Here is a 22,161-nt window from a genome sequence, read left to right on the forward strand (position 1 = left end):
CGCAAATATTTTTCATCGTGGTTAAACCATGTACATCCCGCCGTTGACGTGCAAAGTCTCACCTGTGATGTAACTTGCTTCGTCAGAAGCTAAAAATGCAACCGCACTGGCGATTTCCTGAGCGCCGCCAAGGCGACCCGCAGGAACCTGCGCCAGAATACCCGCACGCTGATCATCAGACAGCGCACGCGTCATGTCCGTTTCAATAAAGCCCGGAGCAACAACGTTTACAGTAATGCCACGAGACGCAACTTCGCGCGCCAGTGATTTACTGAAGCCGATCAGACCTGCTTTCGCCGCAGCGTAGTTAGCCTGACCCGCATTTCCCATGGTACCAACCACAGAACCGATAGTGATAATACGCCCATGACGCTTTTTCATCATAGCGCGCATTACCGCTTTTGACAGACGGAAAACAGATGACAGGTTGGTTTCGATGATATCGTTCCACTCGTCATCTTTCATGCGCATTAACAGGTTATCACGAGTAATCCCAGCATTATTGACCAGGATATCGACTTCACCAAATTCTGCGCGAATATTTTCCAGAACCGATTCGATAGATGCCGGATCGGTCACATTCAACATCAGACCTTTACCATTTGCACCTAAGTAATCACTAATAGCCTGCGCGCCGCTTTCGCTGGTTGCAGTACCGATAACTTTCGCGCCACGGGCAACGAGTGTCTCAGCAATTGCGCGGCCAATGCCACGGCTTGCACCAGTAACCAGCGCGATTTTTCCTTCAAAACTCATGGTCTTCCTCTTTTATTGCTCTAGCGCCGCAGACAGTGCCGCCGGCTCATTCAGTGCCGAAGCAGTCAGGGTGTCAACAATACGTTTCGTCAAACCGGTCAGAACTTTGCCCGGACCAACTTCATACAAGTGCTCAACGCCCTGGGATGCCATAAATTCAACGGTTTTAGTCCACTGAACCGGGCTGTATAGCTGGCGAACCAGCGCATCGCGAATAGCGTCTGCGGTGGTTTCGCACTTCACGTCGACGTTGTTCACAACCGGAACGGTCGGTGCGTTAAAGGTGATTTTTTGCAGCTCAACGGCCAGTTTCTCAGCAGCTGGCTTCATCAGCGCGCAGTGAGAAGGAACGCTGACCGGCAGCGGCAGAGCGCGTTTCGCCCCCGCAGCTTTACATGCTGCGCCAGCACGTTCTACGGCTTCTTTGTGTCCGGCAATAACCACTTGACCCGGTGAGTTAAAGTTTACCGGTGAAACCACCTGGCCTTCAGCAGACTCTTCACATGCTTTAGCGATAGCAGCGTCGTCCAGACCGATAATCGCAGACATGCCGCCAGTGCCTTCCGGTACGGCTTCCTGCATGAATTTGCCGCGCAGTTCAACCAGACGTACGGCATCGGCAAAACCGATAACACCCGCACAGACTAGCGCAGAGTATTCGCCCAAGCTGTGACCTGCCATCAGCGCAGGTGTTTTACCACCCTGCTGCTGCCATACGCGATAAAGCGCGACAGATGCGGTCAACAGTGCTGGCTGCGTCTGCCAGGTTTTATTCAGTTCTTCGGCCGGACCCTGCTGAGTCAGCGCCCACAGATCATAGCCCAGCGCAGCCGATGCTTCAGCAAAAGTTTCTTCAACAATTGGGTAGCTTGCTGCCATTTCAGACAACATCCCAACGGTCTGGGAACCCTGCCCCGGAAACACAAATGCAAATTGCGTCATGTTTAAATCCTTATACTAGAAACGAACCAGCGCGGAGCCCCAGGTGAATCCACCCCCGAAGGCTTCAAGCAATATCAACTGCCCAGCTTTTATACGCCCGTCGCGGACGGCTTCGTCCAGCGCGCACGGTACGGAGGCAGCAGAGGTATTACCATGTCTGTCGAGCGTCACGACAACATTATCCATCGACATACCCAGCTTTTTCGCTGTTGCGCTGATAATGCGGAGGTTTGCCTGATGCGGCACCAGCCAGTCCAGCGCAGAACGATCGAGGTTATTTGCTTCCAGCGTTTCATCAACGATGTGTGCAAGCTCAGTCACCGCGACTTTAAAGACTTCATTACCTGCCATCGTCAGGTGAATCGGGTTCTCCGGATTCACGCGATCGGCATTAGGCAACGTCAACAGCTCACCATAGCGGCCATCAGCATGTAGATGGGTGGAGAGAATACCTGGTTCTTCTGATGCGCTCAGTACAACCGCACCCGCGCCATCACCGAAAATAATGATCGTGCCGCGATCGGTTGGATCACAGGTACGCGCCAGAACATCAGAGCCCACCACCAAAGCATGCTTCACTGCGCCAGACTTAACGTACTGGTCGGCAACGCTCAGGGCATAGGTGAAACCGGCACAAGCGGCCGCAACGTCAAACGCCGGGCAGCCTTTGATCCCCAGCATACTTTGGATCTGGCATGCCGCGCTTGGAAATGCGTGAGTGGATGATGTGGTGGCAACCACAATCAGACCAATTTGTTCTTTGTCGATGCCCGCCATTTCAATTGCATGGTTTGCGGCGGCAAAGCCCATCGTCGCAACTGTTTCGTTTGGCGCTGCAATATGGCGTTCACGGATACCTGTACGAGTGACGATCCACTCATCAGATGTCTCGACCATTTTTTCCAAATCGGCGTTAGTACGCACTTGTTCAGGCAGATAGCTGCCAGTACCAATAATCTTCGTATACATGTACGCTCAGTCACTTTTTGGTTATATACCGCTACGAGCAAATCGCCGGTACGCTGGCAGCATTCACAAACTCACCGTTATCTGTGTGCTCTCGAGTTTGCGCTTTCGCCACCGTCCAGCAGTTCGAATCCAGCTGGGTATACAGATTCCAGGCGAGCGGCAATTCGTTGAGGAAGTTGTCGCTGCACCGCCTGCACTGCCTGTTCAATCGCGACTTCAAATGCTCGCTGATTGGCCGCACCATGACTCTTAATCACCGTGCCGCGCAATCCTAACAGACAGGCGCCATTATACTGGTCGGGGTTGAGGTGACTAAATCGCCTTGTCAGGCTTTTTTGTAACCAACGTTTTAATAACAGCAGCCACCACGACCGTTTTTTACCCTCACCCTGAGATTTCAGCAATGAAAGGAACATTCTGACAACACCTTCCATCGTCTTTAATGTGACATTACCCGTAAAGCCATCACAGACCAACACATCCGTTTTGCCGGTCAGCAACTCATTGGCTTCAAGATAGCCGATATAATTGATGGAAGGGATTGTTTTTAGCACTGCAGAAGCATCCCGAATACTGTCGAGACCCTTAGTTTCTTCTTCACCGATATTGAGCAACGCAACACGAGGCCTGGCAATGCCAACCACCTCTTCTGCCAGCACGGAACCCATGACGGCAAATTGCACCAACATCGTGCTATCACAATCCACGTTGGCGCCTAAATCCAGCACCACCGTTTTACCCTTTTGCTGATGCGGTAAAACCGTCACCAATGCGGGACGTTCAATCCCCTCAAGGGGTTTGAGCAATAATTTCGCAAGTCCCATTAGCGCGCCTGTGTTACCGGCGCTCACACAAGCTTGCGCTCGACCTTCTTTCACGAGCTCCAGGGCAACACGCATTGAGCTTCCACGACTGGCGCGAATAGCTTGCGAGGGCCGGGCATCACTGGCAATAACTGACTGAGCAGGAATAATCTGCAGACGTGAACGTTGTTCGAAGTCAGCTTTGGCAAGTAATGGCGTGATTGTATCGGGATCCCCGACTAAAAGAAGTGTGAGTTGCGAGTTAGAATTCAGTGCCTGCAATGCTGCAGGCACTGTCACGGTAGGGCCAAAATCTCCCCCCATGACATCTAACGCCAGGGTTAGACGTGTCAAGGTATCGTCGCTGCCCGGTTAGGTGTTTCCCCAGTTACCCGGGGAAAGCCTCACTAAGCTTCATCACGCGTGCACTCTATGTCTTTCTCACCGTAGTGGGAAAGTCATTGAGTCATGCGTGATTACTTAGCGATTACCTTACGGCCGCGGTAGAAACCGTCGGCAGTGATGTGGTGACGCAGGTGTTGTTCACCAGAAGTTTTGTCTACAGACAGGCTGGTGACTGCGGTCAGAGCGTCATGAGAACGACGCATGCCACGTTTGGAACGGGTTGGTTTATTCTGTTGTACGGCCATGGACCTTACTCCTCAATTACTTACGCTTTAAGCTGGCTAATACGGCAAATGGGTTTGGTTTTTGCGCTTCATCAGGCAATTCGCCAAAGACCATGTCCGCCTCGGACACTTCACAGTGTTCAGAATCATGCACCGGAACTACCGGCAAGGAGAGGATAATCTCATCTTCAACCATTGCAAGCAGATCGATTTCACCGAATTCGTTAACCTCAATCGGCTCATACGCTTCCGGGAGTGCTTCAGCCTGTTCGTCAGAACGGACAGGACTAAAACAATATGTTGTGTGTACATGAAGTGGGAACGGTTTCCCGCAACGCTGACATTCGAGCGTAACCGAAACCTTCGCATCACCAGTTATAACGGCAAGACGCTGGTTATCGATAGCGAACGACATGGAGCATTCCACATCACTGTCCACACTGACTACAGAATCGGCGACACGCTCAACCAGATCAGAAGTATAGATACCTTCATAATCCAGGCGTTTCTGAGCCGTACGAACCGGATCAAGAGTCAGGGGTAATTTTACCTTTTGCATAGGGCGCGCATATTAACTTTGTAACGTCATATAGTCAAAGAAAAAGGCAGCCTGTGGTTGCCTTTTGCCAATAATTCGCACACATTGCGGGTCATCGACTTAAAATCGCTCAACACAAGCCAATACAGCCAGCTTGCAGGACGAAGTCCATAGTTTAAAATGGCTCTCATCAATACGCTATATGCGAGGGAAAAAATATGCCTCAACTTATTCTTGCTTCCACCTCTCCCTGGCGTCGCGCTTTACTGGAAAAACTGGCTATTCCGTTCGAATGCGCAGCACCTGAAGTTGATGAAACGCCGTTACCGGGCGAAGCACCGCGTCACCTGGTGTTGCGACTGGCGCAGCAAAAAGCGCAATCACTCGCCCACCGTTATCCCTCGCATCTGATTATCGGATCCGATCAAATTTGTGTTCTTGATGGTGAAATAACCGGTAAACCATTAACAGAAGAAAATGCGCGCCAGCAATTACTCAAAGCCCGTGGCAATATTGTGACGTTTTATACCGGTCTTGCGCTGTATAATTCTGCAACCGGACATTTACAAACTGAAGTTGAGCCGTTTGACGTTCATTTTCGTCATTTAAGCGAAACTGAAATTGAAGATTACGTGCGCAAAGAGCGTCCGCTGCATTGTGCCGGTAGTTTTAAAAGCGAAGGATTGGGTATCGCACTCTTTGAGCGCCTGGAAGGTCGCGATCCAAATACCTTGATCGGTTTACCACTGATTGCATTATGTCAAATGCTGCGGCGGGAAGAGATGAACCCGCTGAACGCATGATTAAAGAACTGCTGACAGGCGTAATCACGTAGGCCTGATAAGACGTTTACGTCGCTATCAGGCCTACGGATTTAGCGCGATAAAATCGCAACGCGCATCACCCTTTGCTGCGTAATACTTCGAGACAGCGCTTCAACTGCTTATCCATCGGCGCTTCAATACGCATCACTTCACCCGTCCCCGGATGAGTAAACTTCAATGCTGCGGCGTGCAAAAACAGCCTGCTCAACCCGGTATCCGCCAGTTGCTTATCGAACTCGCGGTCGCCGTAGCGATCGTCAAAGGCAATCGGATGTCCGGCATATTGCGTATGCACACGAATCTGGTGCGTGCGTCCGGTCACCGGACTGCAGCGCACAAGCGTAGCAAACTCGTAGCGCTCTTCCACTTTAAAGCGTGTTTCCGATGGTTTGCCTTCCTGATTCACCCGCACGATACGCTCGCCGCTTTGCAGAATGTTCTTTAACAGCGGCGCCTGCACGGATTTAACATGCGACTGCCACTGGCCTCGGACCAGCGCGAGGTAGTCTTTCTGCATGCCTTTTTCACGCAGTTGTTCATGCAACGAACGTAAGGCTGAGCGTTTTTTGGCTACCAACAGCACACCGGATGTATCCCGATCGAGGCGATGCACCAGCTCAAGGAAACGCGCTTCCGGACGCAGCGCGCGTAAGCCTTCAATGACGCCAAAGCTAAGTCCGCTGCCGCCGTGCACGGCCGTGCCCGAAGGTTTGTTAAGCACCAGAATGTGGTCATCTTCATATAAAATGACATCGGTCAGCGCCGCGACCTTCTGCAGATTTGGTGAAATGGCCTCTTCTTCACGTTCAGCGACACGCACAGGTGGAATACGCACAATGTCCCCGTCTTCGAGTTTGTACTCGGGTTTAATGCGTTTTTTGTTCACCCGCACTTCGCCTTTACGCAAAATGCGATAAATCATACTTTTCGGCACGCCCTTAAGCTGGGTGCGCAAAAAGTTGTCGATGCGTTGCCCTGCTTCGTCGGCAGTAATGGCAACTGTTTTTACGGCTGGAGTCTCTGTTTTCATGGGGGCCGATTTTAAATAGCCATCAAGATTCGCGCCACACATTTTTCTATGCTTATATTAACTGCTATACCTTATTACTTAAGTTTGACATCGCCGATTTGGTGGTTATTAAAGCAATCACTACGCGGAAGTGAAAAAACTGTGAGTAACCGGGTGATAAATGGCAAAAGTCATCTTGCTATAACAAGGTTAGCAGTGGAATAATGAGGTTGTTTCCGTGTTGAATCTTGTTAAAACAAGAACTTTTCCGGAATGACCCAATTTTGCCCGACCGATCATCAACGCAGCAATGGCGTAAGACGTATTGATCTTTCAGGCAGTTAGCGGGCTGCGGGTTGCAGTCCTTACCGGTAATAAGGAAGCTTCTCTGGAGAGTAACACCCAGACTGTTCCCCTGATAATTGCGCTGTGTTTCCGTATGAAATACAGGCAACCGACACTCTGCGCCTCTTTGAGCTGACGATAACCGTGAGGTTGGCGACGCGAATAGACACGAGGCCATCGGTTCACACCCGGAAAGGCATTACTCTGCCCGCAGCTTAGTCGTCAATGTAAGAATAATGAGTAAGTTACGATGAAAAGAATGTTAATTAACGCGACTCAGCAGGAAGAGTTGCGTGTCGCCCTTGTAGATGGGCAGCGTCTGTACGATCTGGATATTGAAAGTCCTGGACACGAACAGAAAAAAGCCAATATCTATAAAGGCAAAATTACCCGTATTGAACCGAGTCTGGAAGCTGCTTTCGTTGATTACGGCGCTGAACGTCACGGTTTCCTCCCGTTAAAAGAAATTGCCCGCGAATACTTCCCCGCTAACTACAACTCCCATGGTCGTCCCAACATAAAAGACGTGTTGCGCGAAGGTCAGGAAGTCATTGTTCAGATCGATAAAGAAGAACGCGGCAATAAAGGCGCTGCGCTGACCACCTTTATCAGTCTGGCGGGGAGCTATCTGGTTCTGATGCCGAACAACCCGCGCGCGGGCGGTATCTCCCGTCGCATTGAAGGCGACGACCGTACCGAACTGAAAGAAGCACTGGCAAGTCTGGAACTGCCTGATGGCATGGGGCTTATCGTGCGTACCGCAGGTGTCGGCAAATCCGCCGAAGCACTGCAGTGGGACCTGAGCTTCCGCCTGAAACACTGGGAAGCGATTCAAAAAGCCGCTGACAGCCGCCCTGCTCCGTTCCTGATCCACCAGGAAAGCAACGTTATCGTTCGCGCATTCCGTGACTACTTACGTCAGGACATCGGCGAAATCCTCATCGACAACCCAAAAGTCATGGAGATGGCGCGTCAGCACATCGCTGCATTGGGGCGTCCGGATTTCAGCAGCAAAATCAAACTGTACACCGGTGAAATCCCGCTGTTCAGCCACTATCAAATCGAGTCTCAAATTGAGTCTGCGTTCCAGCGCGAAGTACGTCTGCCGTCCGGCGGCTCAATCGTAATCGACAGCACTGAAGCGCTGACCGCTATCGATATCAACTCCGCACGCGCAACCCGCGGCGGCGACATCGAAGAAACAGCGTTCAACACAAACCTTGAAGCAGCCGATGAAATTGCTCGTCAGTTGCGCCTGCGCGACCTCGGCGGCCTGATTGTTATCGACTTTATCGATATGACCCCGGTTCGCCACCAGCGTGCGGTTGAAAACCGTCTGCGTGAAGCTGTGCGTCAGGACAGAGCACGTATTCAGATCAGCCATATTTCTCGTTTCGGTCTGCTGGAGATGTCCCGTCAGCGTCTGAGCCCGTCGCTGGGTGAATCCAGCCATCACGTGTGCCCGCGCTGCTCCGGCACCGGTACCGTACGTGATAACGAATCACTGTCGCTGTCTATTCTGCGTCTGATCGAAGAAGAAGCGCTGAAAGAAAATACGCAGGAAGTTCACGCTATTGTTCCTGTGCCGATCGCATCCTATCTGCTTAACGAAAAACGTACCGCGGTAAATGCCATCGAGACGCGTCAGAACGGGGTGCGCTGTGTGATCGTGCCAAACGATCAGATGGAAACCCCGCACTACTCCGTGCTGCGTGTACGCAAAGGGGAAGAAACGCCTACCCTGAGCTACCTGCTGCCGAAACTGCATGAAGAAGCGATGGCATTGCCGACGGAAGAAGAATACGTCGAGCGTAAACAGCCAGAACAACCGGCGCTGGCCACCTTTGCGATGCCAGACGTGCCGCCAGCCCCTGCACTGCAGGAGCCAGCTACGAAAGCCGTTGCGCCTAAAGCTGCAGTTGCGACCACAGCTGTCGCCGCACAGCCGGGTTTGATTAGTCGTTTCTTTGGCGCTCTGAAGTCCATCTTCAGCGGTAGCGAAGAAGTAAAACCGGTTGAACAACCTGCACCGAAAGCTGAAGAGAAAACGGAACGCCAACAGGATCGTCGTAAACCGCGTCAGAACAATCGTCGCGACCGTAACGATCGTCGTGATAATCGCGACAACCGTGGTGACCGTGACAACCGTAACGAGCGTTCAGAAAGCGGCGAAAATCGCGAAGAAAACCGCCGTAATCGTCGTCAATCACAGCAGCAAAATGCGGAAGCACGTGATAACCGCCAGCAATCCACTGACATTGCAGACAAAACGAAGTCAGGCGATGAGCAGCAGGCTCCGCGTCGCGAACGTAACCGTCGTCGTAACGATGATAAACGTCAGGCACAGCAGGAAGTTAAAGAGCTGAACCAGGCTGAACAGCCAGTGCAGGATACCGAGCAGGAAGAGCGCGTACGTCAGCCTCAAACTCGCCGTAAACAGCGTCAGTTGAGTCAGAAAGTTCGTTTCACAGACAGTCCGGCAGTCGAAGCCGAGGTGGCTACCGCCGCCGTGGTCGCTGAAACAGTTGTCACTCAGCCTACTGAACAGTCTGCACCGGTACAGCGTACCGAACTGGCGAAAGTTGATCTGCCAGCTGTCGTCGCAACTGAGCAGGAAGACAACAGCGAAGCGCGTGACTCCAATGGCATGCCGCGTCGTTCCCGTCGCTCTCCTCGCCATCTGCGCGTAAGTGGACAGCGTCGTCGCCGTTACCGTGACGAGCGTTACCCGGTTCAGTCGCCGATGCCGTTAACCGTCGCCTGCGCCTCTCCGGAATTAGCGTCCGGTAAAGTATGGATCCGCTATCCTGTCGCTCGTCCTCAGGATCAGCAGAGTGAAGAGCAACGCGAGCAGGAAATGGTCCAGCCGCAAACAGCACCAGTAGCCGTAGAGCCTCAGGTTGCTGCAGCAGCTGCAGAACACATTGTGGACACCCCTGCACCGGTTGAAACCGTACAGCCAGAGGTTGTCGTAGCTGAAACTCAGGCCGCGGTTGTTGAAACCACACAGGTTGAAACCACACATCCGGAAGTTATTGCAGCTCCGGTCGAGCAGCAGTCGCAAATTATCGCTGAATCCGACGCACCTGTTGCCGAGGAGATCGCTGCGAAAGCCGAACCTGTAGCTGAAGTTGTAGCTGCGCCTGTTGTCGAAGAACCTGCAGACGTCGTTGTCTCCCAGCCTGAATCGGTTGAAGAGATTGTCGAGGTTGTGGAAACAGCGCCTGTTGTTGAAGAAGTTGCAGCGCCGCAACAAGTTGTTGCAGCACCTGTCGTCGAAACCGAAGTCGTTAAGTCTGACGTTGTCGTAACCAGCGCTGACGCAGAACATCTTCACAGCCATGCGACCGCACCGATGACCCGCGCCCCGGCACCGGAATATGTGCCTGAAGCGCCGCGTCATAGCGAGTGGCAACGTCCGGCATTCGCCTTTGAAGGTAAAGGTGCTGCAGGCGGACACAGCGCCACGCACCAGGCGACCGCGCCAGCAACACGCCCGCAACCTGTTGAGTAAGTCATAATCACTATCAAAGCCGACCTTCGGGTCGGCTTTTTTATATCGGTTCTACGTGGGTTTTACACGTTTCATCCCCGTTAGCTGCGGCATGACATCTTTCATTAAAGCTAAAAATTTGCGTAATCGGGTCGGATAGTAACGCGCCCAGGGATAGACCAAATGCACAGGCAACGATGCCGCATGCCACTCGGGTAGCAACGTAACCAGGCGTCCGCTGGCAATATCTTCCTCGACCATCCAGCTCGACACAATCGTCACGCCTAACCCTGCCAGGGCAGCATTTCTGGCAACATAAATACTGTCGGTGCTTAATCTGGGTGTAATATTCAGCGTAACCGGTTCATTACGCGATTGATGCAGTAACGAAACGCTATGTTGGTAAAACGTGTTCACGGCAATCCACGGCAGCGCGGATAATTGCTCCGGATGCGAAAGCTCGCCATACTGCGCCAGCAATGCGGGACTCACCACCGTACTCCGGGGAACTTCGGCCAGTAATACCGAGACAGTGTCCGGATCAACCTCTGCCCCCACCCTGATCGCGCAATCAATATTATCGCTGAGGAAATCAACGGTTTTATCATTGAGCATCCACTCTACCGACAACTGCGGATAACGAGAAAGAAAGTGCAGCAACGGCTCAAGAAGTTGTTGCTGCCCGAAGGCATGCGGTGCACGTACCCGCAGCGTGCCCACCGGTTCCTCCTCCGTGACATTGAGCCCATCTTCCAGTGCCAGCCACGCATCAATAATTTTCTTGGCATGCTGGTAGCCGCGCTCACCGTCGTCGGTTAATTTCATCGCATGCGTGGTGCGCATTATCAGTTTCACACCAAGCAGTGCCTCCAGGGATTGTAACCGGCGGCTGACAGTCGCCTGCGTTGTGCCCATCTGTTTTGCCGCAGCCGAAAGCGATCCAGCCTCGACGATGCGCACGAAAGTCCGCATCAGCTCCACCCTATCTATACGTTCATTTTTTATCATTCGTAATTTCTTCATACGCTATACGTATAACAGTTTTACCACTGCGCTCGCTACCGCACCATCCGCTGAAGGATAAAAATAGCCGCACATCCTGTGATTGAGGAATCATTTGTGAACACGCATATCGCACTTTCCCGTTGGGTCATTTTTGTTCTGGCATTGGGCGCTGGTTTCAGCGTGGCCGCTATCTACTATGCCCAGCCTCTTCTGCCTTTAATGGGTCAGGATCTGGACTTAAGCATCACCGGCATGGGGCTGGTTCCGACGCTCACCCAGGCGGGATACGCGCTGGGGATTTTGTTTTTACTGCCCCTGGGAGACCGTTATGATCGCCGGACGCTAATTCTGTTTAAAAGCTTCACGCTTGCCTTCCTTCTTCTGGCCTGCAGCTTTACCGGACAGTTGTATTCACTATTGCTGGTCAGCCTGCTGATGGGAATGGCGGCAACTATGGCGCAGGACATTGTCCCCGCAGCGGCCATTCTGGCGCCTGAAGGCAGGCAGGGAAAAACGGTGGGCACCGTAATGACTGGCCTACTGCTGGGGATTTTACTCTCGCGTACCATCAGTGGACTGATAGGTGAAGCCTTTGGCTGGCGCGAAATGTATCAGCTCGCCGCCGTCAGTATTGCTGTTATTACCGTGATTATGTGGAAAGCACTGCCTCGTTTTGCCGTCCATTCCACGTTGAGCTACCCGTCATTAATGCTCTCGATGGCGCAACTGTGGCAAAGGTATCCCGCCTTACGGCGCGCGGCACTGGCGCAAGGTTTTCTGTCCATTGCCTTTAGCGCCTTCTGGTCTACGCTGGCTGTGATGTTATCTGAACATTACCAAATGGGTAGCGCGATGGCAGGCGCGTTTGGTATCGCGGGTGCGGCCGGAGCGCTTGCCGCGCCGCTGGCAGGTCACCTTGCTGATAAAGTAGGTGCTGCGAAAGTGACGCAGTTAAGTGCTTTACTGGTCACGGTATCCTTCGCACTGATGTTCTTGTTACCCGCTCTACCAGTTCAGGGACAATGGTTGCTTATTGCCCTTTCAGCGGTAGGTTTTGATCTCGGATTACAATCCAGCCTGGTTGCCCACCAGAACCTGGTCTATAGCCTGGAGCCTCAGGCCAGAGGGCGTCTGAACGCACTGTTGTTTACCATGGTATTTATCGGTATGGCGCTGGGTTCAGTTCTCGGCAGCCAGGTTTACGCGCTGGCAAACTGGGAAGGTGTGGTTGCACTGGCAACATGTAGCGGTGCGATCGCACTGGTAATCAGACTCACAAGCAATCTGTCACTTTACAAAACGACGGACGCCTAAAAAAATGCCCGCTCCGGGTGTTAAGGGAGCGGGCAGATAAACATATCCAGTTTCATGATATGTTCAAAATGGGTCGTTACCGGTTAAGCTGGAACAGCGACATGCCCTGCATATCAGTAAACGTTTTATACGATGCCTGCAGTGCGGCTTGTTGCATCACATAAGACGAAATCGCGGCGTTCCAGTCGACATCCACCAGATTACTCATCTGTTGGGTTTGCCCCAATGCACGATCGGCACCCAGTGAATCCAGCGAGCTCAATTCGCTTAGCTGCGTGCCTAATTCTGCACGTACAGACAGCACGTTATTCAGCGAGTTTTTAAGACCTCGGCTGGTTTTATCGATGGCTGCAGTGGCCGTAGCTTTTGCCGCATCATTGCCCTCAACCGGTGTGTTAAGCGCATCAATCGCGCTATCCAGCATTTTGAACAGGTTCTTTTCCTGAGTACCGCCCGCAGGTTCAGGCACGGCGTTGCTGGTCAGGCTGGCGAAGACTTTATCGCCAGTATGACCAATCACCATGGTCCGGGAGGCATCAACTTGCTGGGTGACGTTTGTCGTACCGCCGCTGTAAGCGCCATCAGCCTGGGCAAACGGTGCAGATTCTGTTTTATATCCGCCAAAAATGTAGCGCCCATTACCGTCGGTGCTGTTCGCCAGGTTCATCAGCTGATCGCGGATCCCCTGCAGGTCGGTGGCCAACGATGCACGGTCATCATCACTTAACGTACCGTTTCCCGCACTAACGATTTTTTCCTGCGCAGTCTGGATCGCCGTCGTCACCTGATTCAGCACGTTCTCTTCCAGCGACACTTTTTGCGTCGCGAATGTGCGCGCCAACGTGTATTGGCTGTTCTGCGCCTGAGCCTGCGAAAGTACTACAGCTTGCGAGGCGGCAATCGGATCGTCAGATGGGTTCAGCACGCGTTTGCCCGTCGACATCTGCTCGCCGAACTTCATCCATTCCGCCTGAGAGTTAGTGATGCCGCGCATATTCTGCTGGTACATCATCTGGGTGCTAATACGCATAGTCTCCCTCTCCCTTAGCGAATATTAATCAGTGCATCGAACAGCGCATTCGCAGTTTGCAGTACTTGCGCGTTAGCCAGGTAATATTGTTGATAACGCTGCAAATTTCCGTACTCTTCGTCGAGGTTAACCCCGGAAATAGACTGCTGCTGCTTATAAAGTTGCGTTACCACGTTATTCTGGGTGATGGCGCTGGTTTTCAGCGTCGCGGTTTTGTTACCAACATCGCTCACCAGCGTGGCGTAGGCGTCATTAAAGGTTTTATCACCGACAGTGGCCTTGGTTTGCAGATCCAGCAGTTTCTGGCCGTTGCGGTTATCGCTTTTACCCTTATCAATATCCGGATCGGGATCATTTTTAGACACTTGAGCCATCGCAATTTTCGACTCATCGGTCACCATGACTTTCATATCAACAACAGCGTTACTCACCGGCTTCACTATAAAGCTGTCATTAGCTGTCGCCCCCGCGTTAACTGTAATCTCCATCCCATCGAAGGACATTTTTCCGCCAGCCACGGTAGCTTTGAAGCTGGTGTTGTCAGCCAGACGTGTAACCTGCCAGTCCGTCCCATCAAAAACGATTTTATAATCTGTCGCCTGTACGGCAGAACTGTCGGTGATCTTCGCGCCTAGCGATCCTGTCCCCGAATTTTTTGTGTTATTGAATACAGCCGGGCTGCCAATAGCAAAGAAATCCTTACCCTGATCGCCGTTAGCATCAAAACCTTCTTTATGCTGGGTGTTAAACGCATCGGCAAACGCAAGCGCCAGTTGGCCAAGAGTGTTGCGCGTCTGATCCAGCTCCTGCGAACGGAAAGTCAGTAATCCGCCCAATGAACCGGTATTCAACAGTTTCTCGGGGATCTCGACATTACCGGCAACCCCATCAACGTAGGCCACAGTAGTGCGATTAGGATCGTCGCTGGAAGGGACTGCCGCCAGTTGACGCGCATTGCTGCCCTGCACCAGTGAATAGCCGTTCGCCATGGTAACATTGTAAGTCCCGCCGTCCTGCACGCTGACTTCCACGCCGACAATCTGGTTAAGTTCACTGACCAGTTGGTCGCGCTGGTCAAGCAAATCGTTAGGCGATGCACCAGCGCCGACGCCCGTCAGACGGGAAATCTGGTCGTTAAGACTGGCAATCTGTTTCGAGTAGTTGTTGATCTGATCAACACTTGCTTTTATTGCAGTATTGACCTGCTTATCCTGATCGCGCAGATACTGGTCAGTTGTTTTAAACTGATTCACTAAACCATTCGCTTTGCCGATCAACGCCTGACGCGCCGCCGGATCTTCGGCATTACTGACCAGCGTTTGCAAACCGGTAAAAAAGTCCTGCATTGAGGTCGAAATGGAACTGGTTTTGCTGGAGAGCAGATTGTCAATTTTTGACATTTGCTCATAGCGCGTCGTCAGACCGCTGCTCTGATTCTGCGCTGCTCGCAACTGATTAGTGATAAAGGAGTCATACTCGCGCTGCACGCCAGAAACATAGACGCCATTGCCAACCCAGCCCCCCGCACCCAGCGTACTGTTCGCCTGTGCCATAATTGTCGTTTGGCGGGTGTAGCCGGCAACGTTATAGCTGGAGATATTATTACTGGCGGTACTCAACGCGGCCTGCGCTGCGCTGAGTCCACTCATCGCGTTATTAATCAAGCTGGACATGGAGGTTCCTTGTAATCCTTCAATACTCGTTATTATCGGCAGCAGGTTGGTAGACTTGAGCTATTTAAAAGAGATTATCGATATTCGTACTGTAGGTTTTGCTCACTTTTTCGCTCATCGATTTCAACTGCTGGATCATGCTGGTTAATTTGCGTGCGTAGTTAGGGTCGGTCGCGTAACCGGCATTCTGCAGCGCCTGCGCGCCCTGTTCGGCGGTCGCGGCGGCGGTTACCGCCGCGTAGCGCGGATTACGGGATATCAGACCGACGTAATCCGACAGCGCCTCAAGATAAGAGCTGTAGACGCGGAAGCGGGCTTTCACCTTTTTCGCCTCACCGTTTTCATATTCGGTAGTGGTTATTTCGGTGGTTGGACCTTTCCAGCTTCCCGAAGCCTTCACGCCAAAAATGTTAAAGCTCGGTTCGCCGTTTTCACGGCGAATCTGTCGCTGGCCCCAACCGGATTCCAGCGCCGCCTGCGCCAGAATCAGATGGTGCGGAACACCGCTTTGCTGGCTGGCCAGTTTTGCCGGTAGCGAGAGCTGGGCAAGGAAATCTTTACTGTCACCTGATAACGGTTCTTCATTGCTGTCTGTCGCCCGGGGAATCGCTTTGCGGACCAGTTGCGTCAGCGCCTGATTTTGATAGCTGGTCACCGTTTCCAGTGAGAACTTCATTGGCACCTGCGGCGCGTCATCCGCAGGTTGCGCCTGCCCTTCGGTCATCTGCTTAACCATCATCTCAGCCAGCCCCAGACCTTTACCTGCGGTCATCTGCTGCGCAATTTGCTGGTCATACATGCTGGTATACAAACGCGTCGAGTCGCTGCTAAACACGCCATCTTTTGGCAACGCTTCACGCATGCTTTTCAGCATCATTTGCACGAACATCCCTTCAACCTGGCGGGCAACCGGGCGGATATTCGCCGCCGGGTCCTGACCCGCTTTCGCTTTCAGTTCGTTCAGTGATTGCGCATCCCAGGCGGCGCTGGTCAGCAATTTGGTATCACCAATCATCAGATGATTTCCAGTTTGGCGCGCAGACAACCCGCACTTTGCATGGATTGCAGGATAGACATCAGATCCATCGGTGTTGCCCCCAGCGCATTCAATGCACGTACGACATTGTTCAGGTTGGCGCTGGAGCGCACGCTCTGCAACGAACCACCGCTCTGACGCAGATCGATCTGCGTTTGCGGCGTCACTACAGTTTGTCCACCGCCAAACGGCGTATCCGGCTGGCTAACATTCGCCTGGCGGTTAACTGTGATCGACAGGTTACCTTGCGCCACAGCACAACTGTCCAGCGTCACTTCGCGGTTCATGACCACCGATCCCGTACGCGAGTTAATAATCACTTTCGCGTCCTGCGGCGTGACGTTCACCTCCATATTCTGAATGTCGGCGAGGAAGCGCACCTGCGAACTGTTGCCGCTTGGCACCCGCACCTGGATTGTCCGGGCATCCAGCGCCGTTGCGCTGCCAAAACCGCGCGAGCGATTAATAGTGTCGGTAATTTGCTGTGCCATCGTGAAATCTTCATTATTCAGCTGCAAATTAATGGTGTTACCGCCGCCGAACTGGCTGGGTAATTCACGTTCGATGGTCGCGCCGTTGGTAATACGTCCACCATTGAGCTGGTTTACCTGCACGCTACTGCCACCCGCAGCCGCGCCTGCACCGCCAACCAGAATATTCCCCTGCGCCAACGCATAGACCTGGCTATCGACCCCTTTCAGCGGAGTCATCAGCAGCGTTCCGCCGCGCAGGCTTTTAGCGTTCCCCATGGAAGAGACGACCACGTCAATAGTTTGCCCTTGACGACCAAAGGCCGGGAACTGCGCAGTGACCATGACCGCTGCCACGTTTTTCAGTTGCATATTGGTGCCAGTGGGCACGGTGATCCCCAACTGCGACAGCATGTTGTTGAGCGTTTGTGTCGTAAATGGCGTCTGTGTAGTCTGGTCACCTGTGCCATCCAGTCCGACCACCAGCCCATAACCAATCAGCGAGTTTTCCCGCACGCCCTGCACGCTGGTCAGGTCACGAATACGGTCGGCATACGCGAAGGCGGTTACCAGCACCAGTACCATTCCAACAAAAGATTTAAACACAGGGTACCTCGCTTACATCGGCGACAAGTTAAGGAAGAAACGCTGCAACCAGCCCATATTTTGCGCTTCATTTATGTAGCCGTTGCCGACGTACTCAATCCGCGCATCCGCAACCTGAGTTGACGGTACGGAGTTACTGCCACTGATAGTGCGAGGGTTAACCACCCCGGAGAAGCGAATGAATTCAGTGCCCTGATTAATGGCGATCTGTTTTTCACCCACGACATGTAAGTTGCCATTCACCAGTACCTGATCGACCGTTACGGTCAGCGTACCGCTGAAGGTATTTCTGGCGTTCGCGCCGCCTTTACCGTTAAAGGAGTTACCGCCTGACGCTTCTACGTCGGCACGTTCGTTACCGAACAATCCTTGCAAATAGCGCGGGACAGTATCAAAACCAAAGTTGGTTTTGCCGTCACGGCTGGCGTTAGCCGAAGAGCTTTTGCTCGCGCTGACGTTTTCCTGCAATACGATGGTTAACGTATCGCCAATATTGCGCGGGCGGCGGTCTTCGAATAGCGGCTGATAGCCGTAGTTAATCGGCTGCGCCGACTGGAAGATTGAGCCATTTGCCACCGGCGTTGGACCAGGAACGGGCTGGGCGGTCGTCGCGCCTTGCACGAGGGGCGTGGCCGGGATCCAGGCGCATCCTGTCAGTGAAACCACCAACAGGGCTAAAATTGGGTATGGGTGAAGCGCGTATTTTCGCATTGCCGTCATCTTCAAAATCAGTGTGCCGGTGAGGTTTGCACCTCACCGGACCACACTTTAGAGTTGCGTCAGTTTTTGCAGCATCTGATCGGTGGTCGATACCGCTTTACTGTTGATTTCATAAGCGCGCTGAACCTGGATCATGTTTACCAACTCTTCCGCCACGTTGACGTTAGAGGTTTCAACATATCCCTGATACAGCAGACCCGCGCCGTTCAGCCCCGGCGTGCTCTCGTTCGGCGCACCGGATGACTGCGTTTCGGTGTACAGATTCTCACCAATGCTTTCCAGGCCGGTATCGTTCATAAAAGTAGTCAGGTTAAGCTGCCCTACCTGAACCGGTGCAGCCTGCCCCTGCTGGGTCACGCTGACAATCCCGTCGCGTCCAATAGTGATACTGAGCGAGTTAGCCGGAATGGTGATGGCCGGTTGCACCTGAAAACCACCTGCGGTCACCAGTTGACCGTTTTGATCCACCTGGAAAGAACCGTCACGGGTATAGGCTGACGTGCCATCTGGCAGCATGACCTGGAAAAAGCCCTGGCCTTTAATCGCCACATCTTTACTGTTGTTGGTCTGCGACAGGTTACCCTGACTGTGTAAACGTTCGGTAGCAACCGGACGCACACCGGTACCAATCTGCAAACCAGACGGCAGCGTGGTTTGTTCAGAAGACTGCGCGCCAGGCTGGCGAATCGTCTGATACAACAGATCTTCAAATACCGCACGTTGGCGCTTAAATCCGTTGGTGCTGACGTTTGCCAGGTTGTTGGCAATCACATCCATGTTGGTTTGCTGCGCATCCAGGCCGGTTTTGGCGATCCATAATGAATTGATCATAAAATGTCCTGTATTAACTCATCGACAGCAGTTGGTTGGCGCGGCCCGCGTTATCATCCACGCTACTGATAATCTTCATTTGCATTTCGAAACGGCGGGCGTTAGCGATCATGTCACTCATCGCGGCAACCGGCTTGACGTTACTGCCTTCCAGCACGCCCGACATGACACGAATGCCAGGATCGGCCTGTAACGTCGCACCACGAGTAGCCTGTGCGGCCTGGGTCAGACGGAACATACCGTCATCGCCACGTTGCACTTCACTCCCCGTCGCCTTCACTAACTTCAGTCGCCCAACTGGCGCTACGGTATTCGCCGGATCGCCAGGGTTTAGCGCCGAAATCGTTCCGTCAGCCGCAATGGTGACTTCTGAACCTTCCGGTACGGCTATCGGTCCGGCTTCGCCAATCACCGGGTGTCCCTGAATGGTCAGTTCACCCGTAGGGCTTACCTGAATGGCACCATTACGGGTATAACCTTCGCTGCCGTCTGCGGTCTGCACAGCCAACCAGCCATCCTGTTGCAGCGCCACGTCTAATGGACGTGAGGTATAGTCCATCTGGCCCGGCGTCATATCGGCCCCCGGCGTGGAGGCCACCACCAGCGTACGCGTCGGCAAAGACAATCCTTCTACGGGGACCGCGCGTAGCGCATTGAGCTGCGCGCGAAAACCCGGCGTGGAGGCATTTGCCAGGTTGCTGGCCGTCACCGCCTGTTGATTCAGCGTCTGACTGGCTGCGCCCATGGCGGTATATATTGCGTGATCCATTAAGCCATCCCGTCAGGCGCTTAGCGCAAGTTGACCAGCGTGTTGAGGATCTGATCCTGGGTTTTGATGGTCTGCGCGTTTGACTGATAGTTACGCTGGGCGACGATCATATTCACCAGTTCTTTACTTAAATCCACGTTTGACGCTTCCAGCGCACCGTTGGTCAGCTTGCCGAAGTTTCCTTCGCCTGCGGTACCCAGCAGCGCCACGCCAGAGGCCTGAGTAGCGGCCCAGACGTTATCGCCCTGAGAAGCCAGACCTTCGTTGTTGGCAAAGTTTGCCAGCACGATCTGCCCCAGCACCTGTTGTTGTTCATTGGAGTAGTTACCGACCACGGTACCGTCATTGTTAATCTGGTAGCTCACCAGATCACCCGGCTTGTAGCCATTCTGATTCGTGGCAACGATGTTGTTGGCACCGGTGTTCTGCTGCATGGAGTTCAGGAAGCTCAGAGAGAAAGTTGCAGCATCTGCACCGTTAATCTGCCCGGTGGTGATGTTGATACCCGTTCCTGCTGGCGCCCCGGTTGCAGTGGCGCTAATCCCTAAAAACACACCGTTTTCATTAAAGCGCATAAACCCGGCTGATTGTGCAGCGCCTCCGGTTGAAGCATCCTGCGTGTGAACTTCCCAGGTATTGCTCTGCGCATTTTTGACATAAAAAATATTCATGTCATGGGCATTACCCTGACTATCGAAAACGGTAACGGTGCCTTTCTTGTTGTAGGAATCCGCATCGTTTGGATTGAACGGGGTTTTCGTTGGCACTTTGTCAGTGGAGTTCAGGTTGATCTGCATTGACGCGGTCGTGGTGGTTTTAGCCGCCATCAGCGTATTGGGGATAGTGATCGGTGCCGGGTTAGCCCCTTGCTGGATCGTTGGCGGTGTGCCAGTAGCCGGATAACCCGTCAGCTGCAGCCCCTGCATGTTGACGATATTGCGGTTTTCATCGAGCTTGAACTGACCGTTACGGCTGTAGAAAACGGAACCGTTGCTGTCTACCATGCGGAAAAAACCGTTCTGGCTGATAGCAACATCCAGCCCACGTCCGGTGTTGGTGGTGGTGCCGTCGGTAAAGTCCTGGGTAATACCCGCCACTTTAACGCCCAGACCCACTTTAGAACCGGCAAACATATCAGCAAAAGATGCCGTACCGGATTTAAAACCGTAGGTGGCGGAGTTGGCGATGTTGTTACCAATGACATCGAGGTTGGTCGCTGCAGCGTTCAGACCGCTGACCGCTTGTGAAAAGGCCATGACTTACTCCTGATAAGTGTGGTGGCTTAAATTATCTGCCGTACTTCGTCGAGGGTGGTGGTTCCATAGGTGCCCAGATCCAGCGTATTTCCGCCGTTACTGCGAATAACGCCCTGCACCAGCGCAAACTGAAGCGGCTGTGCCACCAGTTGCGTTCCGCCATTGCTTGCAGCAATTGACACGTTGTAAGAACCGCTTGGCGCATCCGTGCCATCGGTCATGGTGCCATCCCAAGTAAAGGTATGAACGCCTGCTTTCAACCCACCAATATCAATGGTACGTACCACCTTGCCGTCTTTATCGGTAATGGTTGCCGTTACCTTATCTGCCGGTTGCTGCAGTTCAACGCCAAACGGCGTGGTGGTGGTTTTTGCCCCCTCTTCCGAACCTTTACCGGTCAGGATGGTGGTGCCCGGGATCATGACGCCGTGACCAATCAACGTACTAGCCTGCAGCGACTGACTGTTGTCGATCTGCCCGGAGATCGACCCCAACGTGGTGTTCAGTTTTTCAATACCGCTCACGGTACTGATTTGCGCCAGTTGGGTAGTCAGTTCGTTGTTTTGCAACGGATTGGTGGGATCCTGGTTTTTCAGCTGTGCAACCAGCAGCGTAAGAAAGCTGCTTTGCAGATCGGCTGCGTTGCTGCCTGTCAGCGAATTCTTCCCCGTAGCATCATTAACACCCGTCGTGCTCGGGTCATTCATTTTTACAGCAATAGACATGTGCGCCTCCTTTACTGGCCTAGCGTCAGCGTTTTGAGCATCAAGCTTTTCACGGTGTTAAGCACTTCGACGTTTGCCTGGTAGCTGCGCGAGGCTGACATGGTATTGACCATTTCACCGACAACATCCACATTTGGCATTTTTACGTAGCCGTTCGCGTCTGCCAGCGGATTACCGGGTTCATAAACCAGCTTATCCGGCGCCTGGCTTTCAATAACGTCAGCAACTTTCACACCGCCGGTTGCCGCGCCTGGTGCTGCATCAACCTGAAAAACAACCTGCTTCGCGCGATACGGCTGACCGTCAGGTCCGGTGACGCTATCCGCATTCGCCATGTTGCTGGCCGCTACGTTCAGGCGCTTAGACTGAGCCGTTAGCGCAGAGCCTGCGATATCAAAAATATTTAACAGCGCCACGA

General features: G+C 53.0%; 21 protein-coding genes. 3 read left to right on the top strand and 18 right to left on the bottom strand.

Annotation, left to right across the window (positions count from 1 at the left end; translation table 11 throughout):
• Positions 1–21: 21 nt before the first annotated feature.
• The 6 genes from fabG to yceD form a co-directional block, all read right to left on the bottom strand.
• Positions 22–756: a 3-oxoacyl-ACP reductase FabG gene (fabG, locus tag ACU8YC_RS07525; RefSeq protein ID WP_003036255.1), complete on the bottom strand. Its 735-nt coding sequence runs from the start codon at positions 754–756 to the stop codon at positions 22–24.
• Positions 757–768: 12 nt separating this feature from the next.
• The gene (fabD, locus tag ACU8YC_RS07530) at positions 769–1,698 is read right to left on the bottom strand and encodes an ACP S-malonyltransferase (protein WP_151218933.1); all 930 of its coding nucleotides are present in this window, start codon (positions 1,696–1,698) and stop codon (positions 769–771) included.
• A gap of 15 nt (positions 1,699–1,713) precedes the next feature.
• Positions 1,714–2,667 carry a beta-ketoacyl-ACP synthase III gene (gene fabH, locus ACU8YC_RS07535; protein ID WP_151218934.1) on the bottom strand — a complete coding sequence of 318 codons (954 nt, stop codon included), beginning with the start codon at positions 2,665–2,667 and terminating at the stop codon, positions 1,714–1,716.
• Between the two features lie 77 nt (positions 2,668–2,744).
• Positions 2,745–3,824 (bottom strand): phosphate acyltransferase PlsX, encoded by a 1,080-nt coding sequence (plsX, locus tag ACU8YC_RS07540; RefSeq protein WP_151225245.1) that lies wholly within the window; start codon positions 3,822–3,824, stop codon positions 2,745–2,747.
• Positions 3,825–3,946: 122 nt separating this feature from the next.
• On the bottom strand, positions 3,947–4,120 hold the full coding sequence (gene rpmF / locus ACU8YC_RS07545) for a 50S ribosomal protein L32 (RefSeq protein ID WP_003036242.1): 174 nt from the start codon (positions 4,118–4,120) through the stop codon (positions 3,947–3,949).
• A gap of 16 nt (positions 4,121–4,136) precedes the next feature.
• On the bottom strand, positions 4,137–4,658 hold the full coding sequence (gene yceD / locus ACU8YC_RS07550) for a 23S rRNA accumulation protein YceD (protein WP_003036239.1): 522 nt from the start codon (positions 4,656–4,658) through the stop codon (positions 4,137–4,139).
• 197 nt (positions 4,659–4,855) lie between these two features.
• On the opposite strand from yceD, the gene ACU8YC_RS07555 reads away from it, so the two are divergent.
• Positions 4,856–5,440, top strand: a complete 585-nt coding sequence (locus ACU8YC_RS07555; RefSeq protein WP_151218936.1) for a Maf family protein — start codon at positions 4,856–4,858, stop codon at positions 5,438–5,440.
• Positions 5,441–5,537: 97 nt separating this feature from the next.
• Here ACU8YC_RS07555 and rluC read toward each other — a convergent pair whose 3' ends face one another.
• A complete protein-coding gene (rluC, locus tag ACU8YC_RS07560) occupies positions 5,538–6,491 on the bottom strand; it encodes a 23S rRNA pseudouridine(955/2504/2580) synthase RluC (RefSeq protein WP_446895176.1) in 954 nt (317 codons plus the stop codon).
• Between the two features lie 574 nt (positions 6,492–7,065).
• On the opposite strand from rluC, the gene rne reads away from it, so the two are divergent.
• The gene (gene rne, locus ACU8YC_RS07565) at positions 7,066–10,329 is read left to right on the top strand and encodes a ribonuclease E (RefSeq protein WP_370618543.1); all 3,264 of its coding nucleotides are present in this window, start codon (positions 7,066–7,068) and stop codon (positions 10,327–10,329) included.
• A gap of 51 nt (positions 10,330–10,380) precedes the next feature.
• Here the strand turns inward: rne and ACU8YC_RS07570 are convergent, their stop codons facing one another.
• Positions 10,381–11,331 (bottom strand): LysR family transcriptional regulator, encoded by a 951-nt coding sequence (locus tag ACU8YC_RS07570; protein ID WP_187252644.1) that lies wholly within the window; start codon positions 11,329–11,331, stop codon positions 10,381–10,383.
• A gap of 96 nt (positions 11,332–11,427) precedes the next feature.
• On the opposite strand from ACU8YC_RS07570, the gene ACU8YC_RS07575 reads away from it, so the two are divergent.
• Positions 11,428–12,627, top strand: a complete 1,200-nt coding sequence (locus tag ACU8YC_RS07575) for an MFS transporter (protein ID WP_210904956.1) — start codon at positions 11,428–11,430, stop codon at positions 12,625–12,627.
• A 76-nt stretch (positions 12,628–12,703) separates the two neighbouring features.
• Here the strand turns inward: ACU8YC_RS07575 and flgL are convergent, their stop codons facing one another.
• The 10 genes from flgL to flgC form a co-directional block, all read right to left on the bottom strand.
• Positions 12,704–13,657, bottom strand: coding sequence for a flagellar hook-associated protein FlgL (gene flgL, locus ACU8YC_RS07580; protein WP_151218939.1), 954 nt, complete (start codon positions 13,655–13,657; stop codon positions 12,704–12,706).
• A 14-nt stretch (positions 13,658–13,671) separates the two neighbouring features.
• Positions 13,672–15,330 carry a flagellar hook-associated protein FlgK gene (gene flgK / locus ACU8YC_RS07585; protein ID WP_187252646.1) on the bottom strand — a complete coding sequence of 553 codons (1,659 nt, stop codon included), beginning with the start codon at positions 15,328–15,330 and terminating at the stop codon, positions 13,672–13,674.
• Between the two features lie 64 nt (positions 15,331–15,394).
• Entirely contained in the window at positions 15,395–16,345 is a 951-nt protein-coding gene (gene flgJ / locus ACU8YC_RS07590) for a flagellar assembly peptidoglycan hydrolase FlgJ (RefSeq protein ID WP_151219687.1), read from the bottom strand.
• The gene (locus ACU8YC_RS07595; protein ID WP_151219696.1) at positions 16,345–17,421 is read right to left on the bottom strand and encodes a flagellar basal body P-ring protein FlgI; all 1,077 of its coding nucleotides are present in this window, start codon (positions 17,419–17,421) and stop codon (positions 16,345–16,347) included. The genes flgJ and ACU8YC_RS07595 overlap by 1 nt, the downstream gene beginning before the upstream one ends.
• A gap of 33 nt (positions 17,422–17,454) precedes the next feature.
• A complete protein-coding gene (gene flgH, locus ACU8YC_RS07600; RefSeq protein ID WP_003836756.1) occupies positions 17,455–18,153 on the bottom strand; it encodes a flagellar basal body L-ring protein FlgH in 699 nt (232 codons plus the stop codon).
• A gap of 57 nt (positions 18,154–18,210) precedes the next feature.
• Positions 18,211–18,993 (bottom strand): flagellar basal-body rod protein FlgG, encoded by a 783-nt coding sequence (gene flgG, locus ACU8YC_RS07605; protein ID WP_005129045.1) that lies wholly within the window; start codon positions 18,991–18,993, stop codon positions 18,211–18,213.
• 13 nt (positions 18,994–19,006) lie between these two features.
• The gene (locus ACU8YC_RS07610; protein WP_151219686.1) at positions 19,007–19,762 is read right to left on the bottom strand and encodes a flagellar basal body rod protein FlgF; all 756 of its coding nucleotides are present in this window, start codon (positions 19,760–19,762) and stop codon (positions 19,007–19,009) included.
• Between the two features lie 20 nt (positions 19,763–19,782).
• On the bottom strand, positions 19,783–21,018 hold the full coding sequence (gene flgE, locus ACU8YC_RS07615; RefSeq protein WP_151219685.1) for a flagellar hook protein FlgE: 1,236 nt from the start codon (positions 21,016–21,018) through the stop codon (positions 19,783–19,785).
• Positions 21,019–21,044: 26 nt separating this feature from the next.
• Entirely contained in the window at positions 21,045–21,743 is a 699-nt protein-coding gene (flgD, locus tag ACU8YC_RS07620) for a flagellar hook assembly protein FlgD (protein WP_151219684.1), read from the bottom strand.
• A gap of 11 nt (positions 21,744–21,754) precedes the next feature.
• Entirely contained in the window at positions 21,755–22,159 is a 405-nt protein-coding gene (flgC, locus tag ACU8YC_RS07625; protein WP_006685091.1) for a flagellar basal body rod protein FlgC, read from the bottom strand.
• Positions 22,160–22,161 lie beyond the last annotated feature (2 nt).

It is taken from the genome of Citrobacter sp. VF227 (assembly GCF_052950715.1).

Bases quoted from the DNA above. Each gene is read 5' to 3' on its own strand.
- fabG (WP_003036255.1), bottom strand. From the start codon at position 756: ATGAGTTTTGAAGGAAAAATCGCGCTGGTTACTGGTGCAAGCCGTGGC.
- fabD (WP_151218933.1), bottom strand. From the start codon at position 1,698: ATGACGCAATTTGCATTTGTGTTTCCGGGGCAGGGTTCCCAGACCGTT.
- fabH (WP_151218934.1), bottom strand. From the start codon at position 2,667: ATGTATACGAAGATTATTGGTACTGGCAGCTATCTGCCTGAACAAGTG.
- rpmF (WP_003036242.1), bottom strand. From the start codon at position 4,120: ATGGCCGTACAACAGAATAAACCAACCCGTTCCAAACGTGGCATGCGT.
- yceD (WP_003036239.1), bottom strand. From the start codon at position 4,658: ATGCAAAAGGTAAAATTACCCCTGACTCTTGATCCGGTTCGTACGGCT.
- ACU8YC_RS07555 (WP_151218936.1), top strand. From the start codon at position 4,856: ATGCCTCAACTTATTCTTGCTTCCACCTCTCCCTGGCGTCGCGCTTTA.
- rluC (WP_446895176.1), bottom strand. From the start codon at position 6,491: ATGAAAACAGAGACTCCAGCCGTAAAAACAGTTGCCATTACTGCCGAC.
- rne (WP_370618543.1), top strand. From the start codon at position 7,066: ATGAAAAGAATGTTAATTAACGCGACTCAGCAGGAAGAGTTGCGTGTC.
- ACU8YC_RS07570 (WP_187252644.1), bottom strand. From the start codon at position 11,331: ATGAAGAAATTACGAATGATAAAAAATGAACGTATAGATAGGGTGGAG.
- flgL (WP_151218939.1), bottom strand. From the start codon at position 13,657: ATGCGTATTAGCACCCAGATGATGTACCAGCAGAATATGCGCGGCATC.
- flgK (WP_187252646.1), bottom strand. From the start codon at position 15,330: ATGTCCAGCTTGATTAATAACGCGATGAGTGGACTCAGCGCAGCGCAG.
- flgJ (WP_151219687.1), bottom strand. From the start codon at position 16,345: ATGATTGGTGATACCAAATTGCTGACCAGCGCCGCCTGGGATGCGCAA.
- ACU8YC_RS07595 (WP_151219696.1), bottom strand. From the start codon at position 17,421: ATGGTACTGGTGCTGGTAACCGCCTTCGCGTATGCCGACCGTATTCGT.
- flgH (WP_003836756.1), bottom strand. From the start codon at position 18,153: ATGCGAAAATACGCGCTTCACCCATACCCAATTTTAGCCCTGTTGGTG.
- flgG (WP_005129045.1), bottom strand. From the start codon at position 18,993: ATGATCAATTCATTATGGATCGCCAAAACCGGCCTGGATGCGCAGCAA.
- ACU8YC_RS07610 (WP_151219686.1), bottom strand. From the start codon at position 19,762: ATGGATCACGCAATATATACCGCCATGGGCGCAGCCAGTCAGACGCTG.
- flgE (WP_151219685.1), bottom strand. From the start codon at position 21,018: ATGGCCTTTTCACAAGCGGTCAGCGGTCTGAACGCTGCAGCGACCAAC.
- flgD (WP_151219684.1), bottom strand. From the start codon at position 21,743: ATGTCTATTGCTGTAAAAATGAATGACCCGAGCACGACGGGTGTTAAT.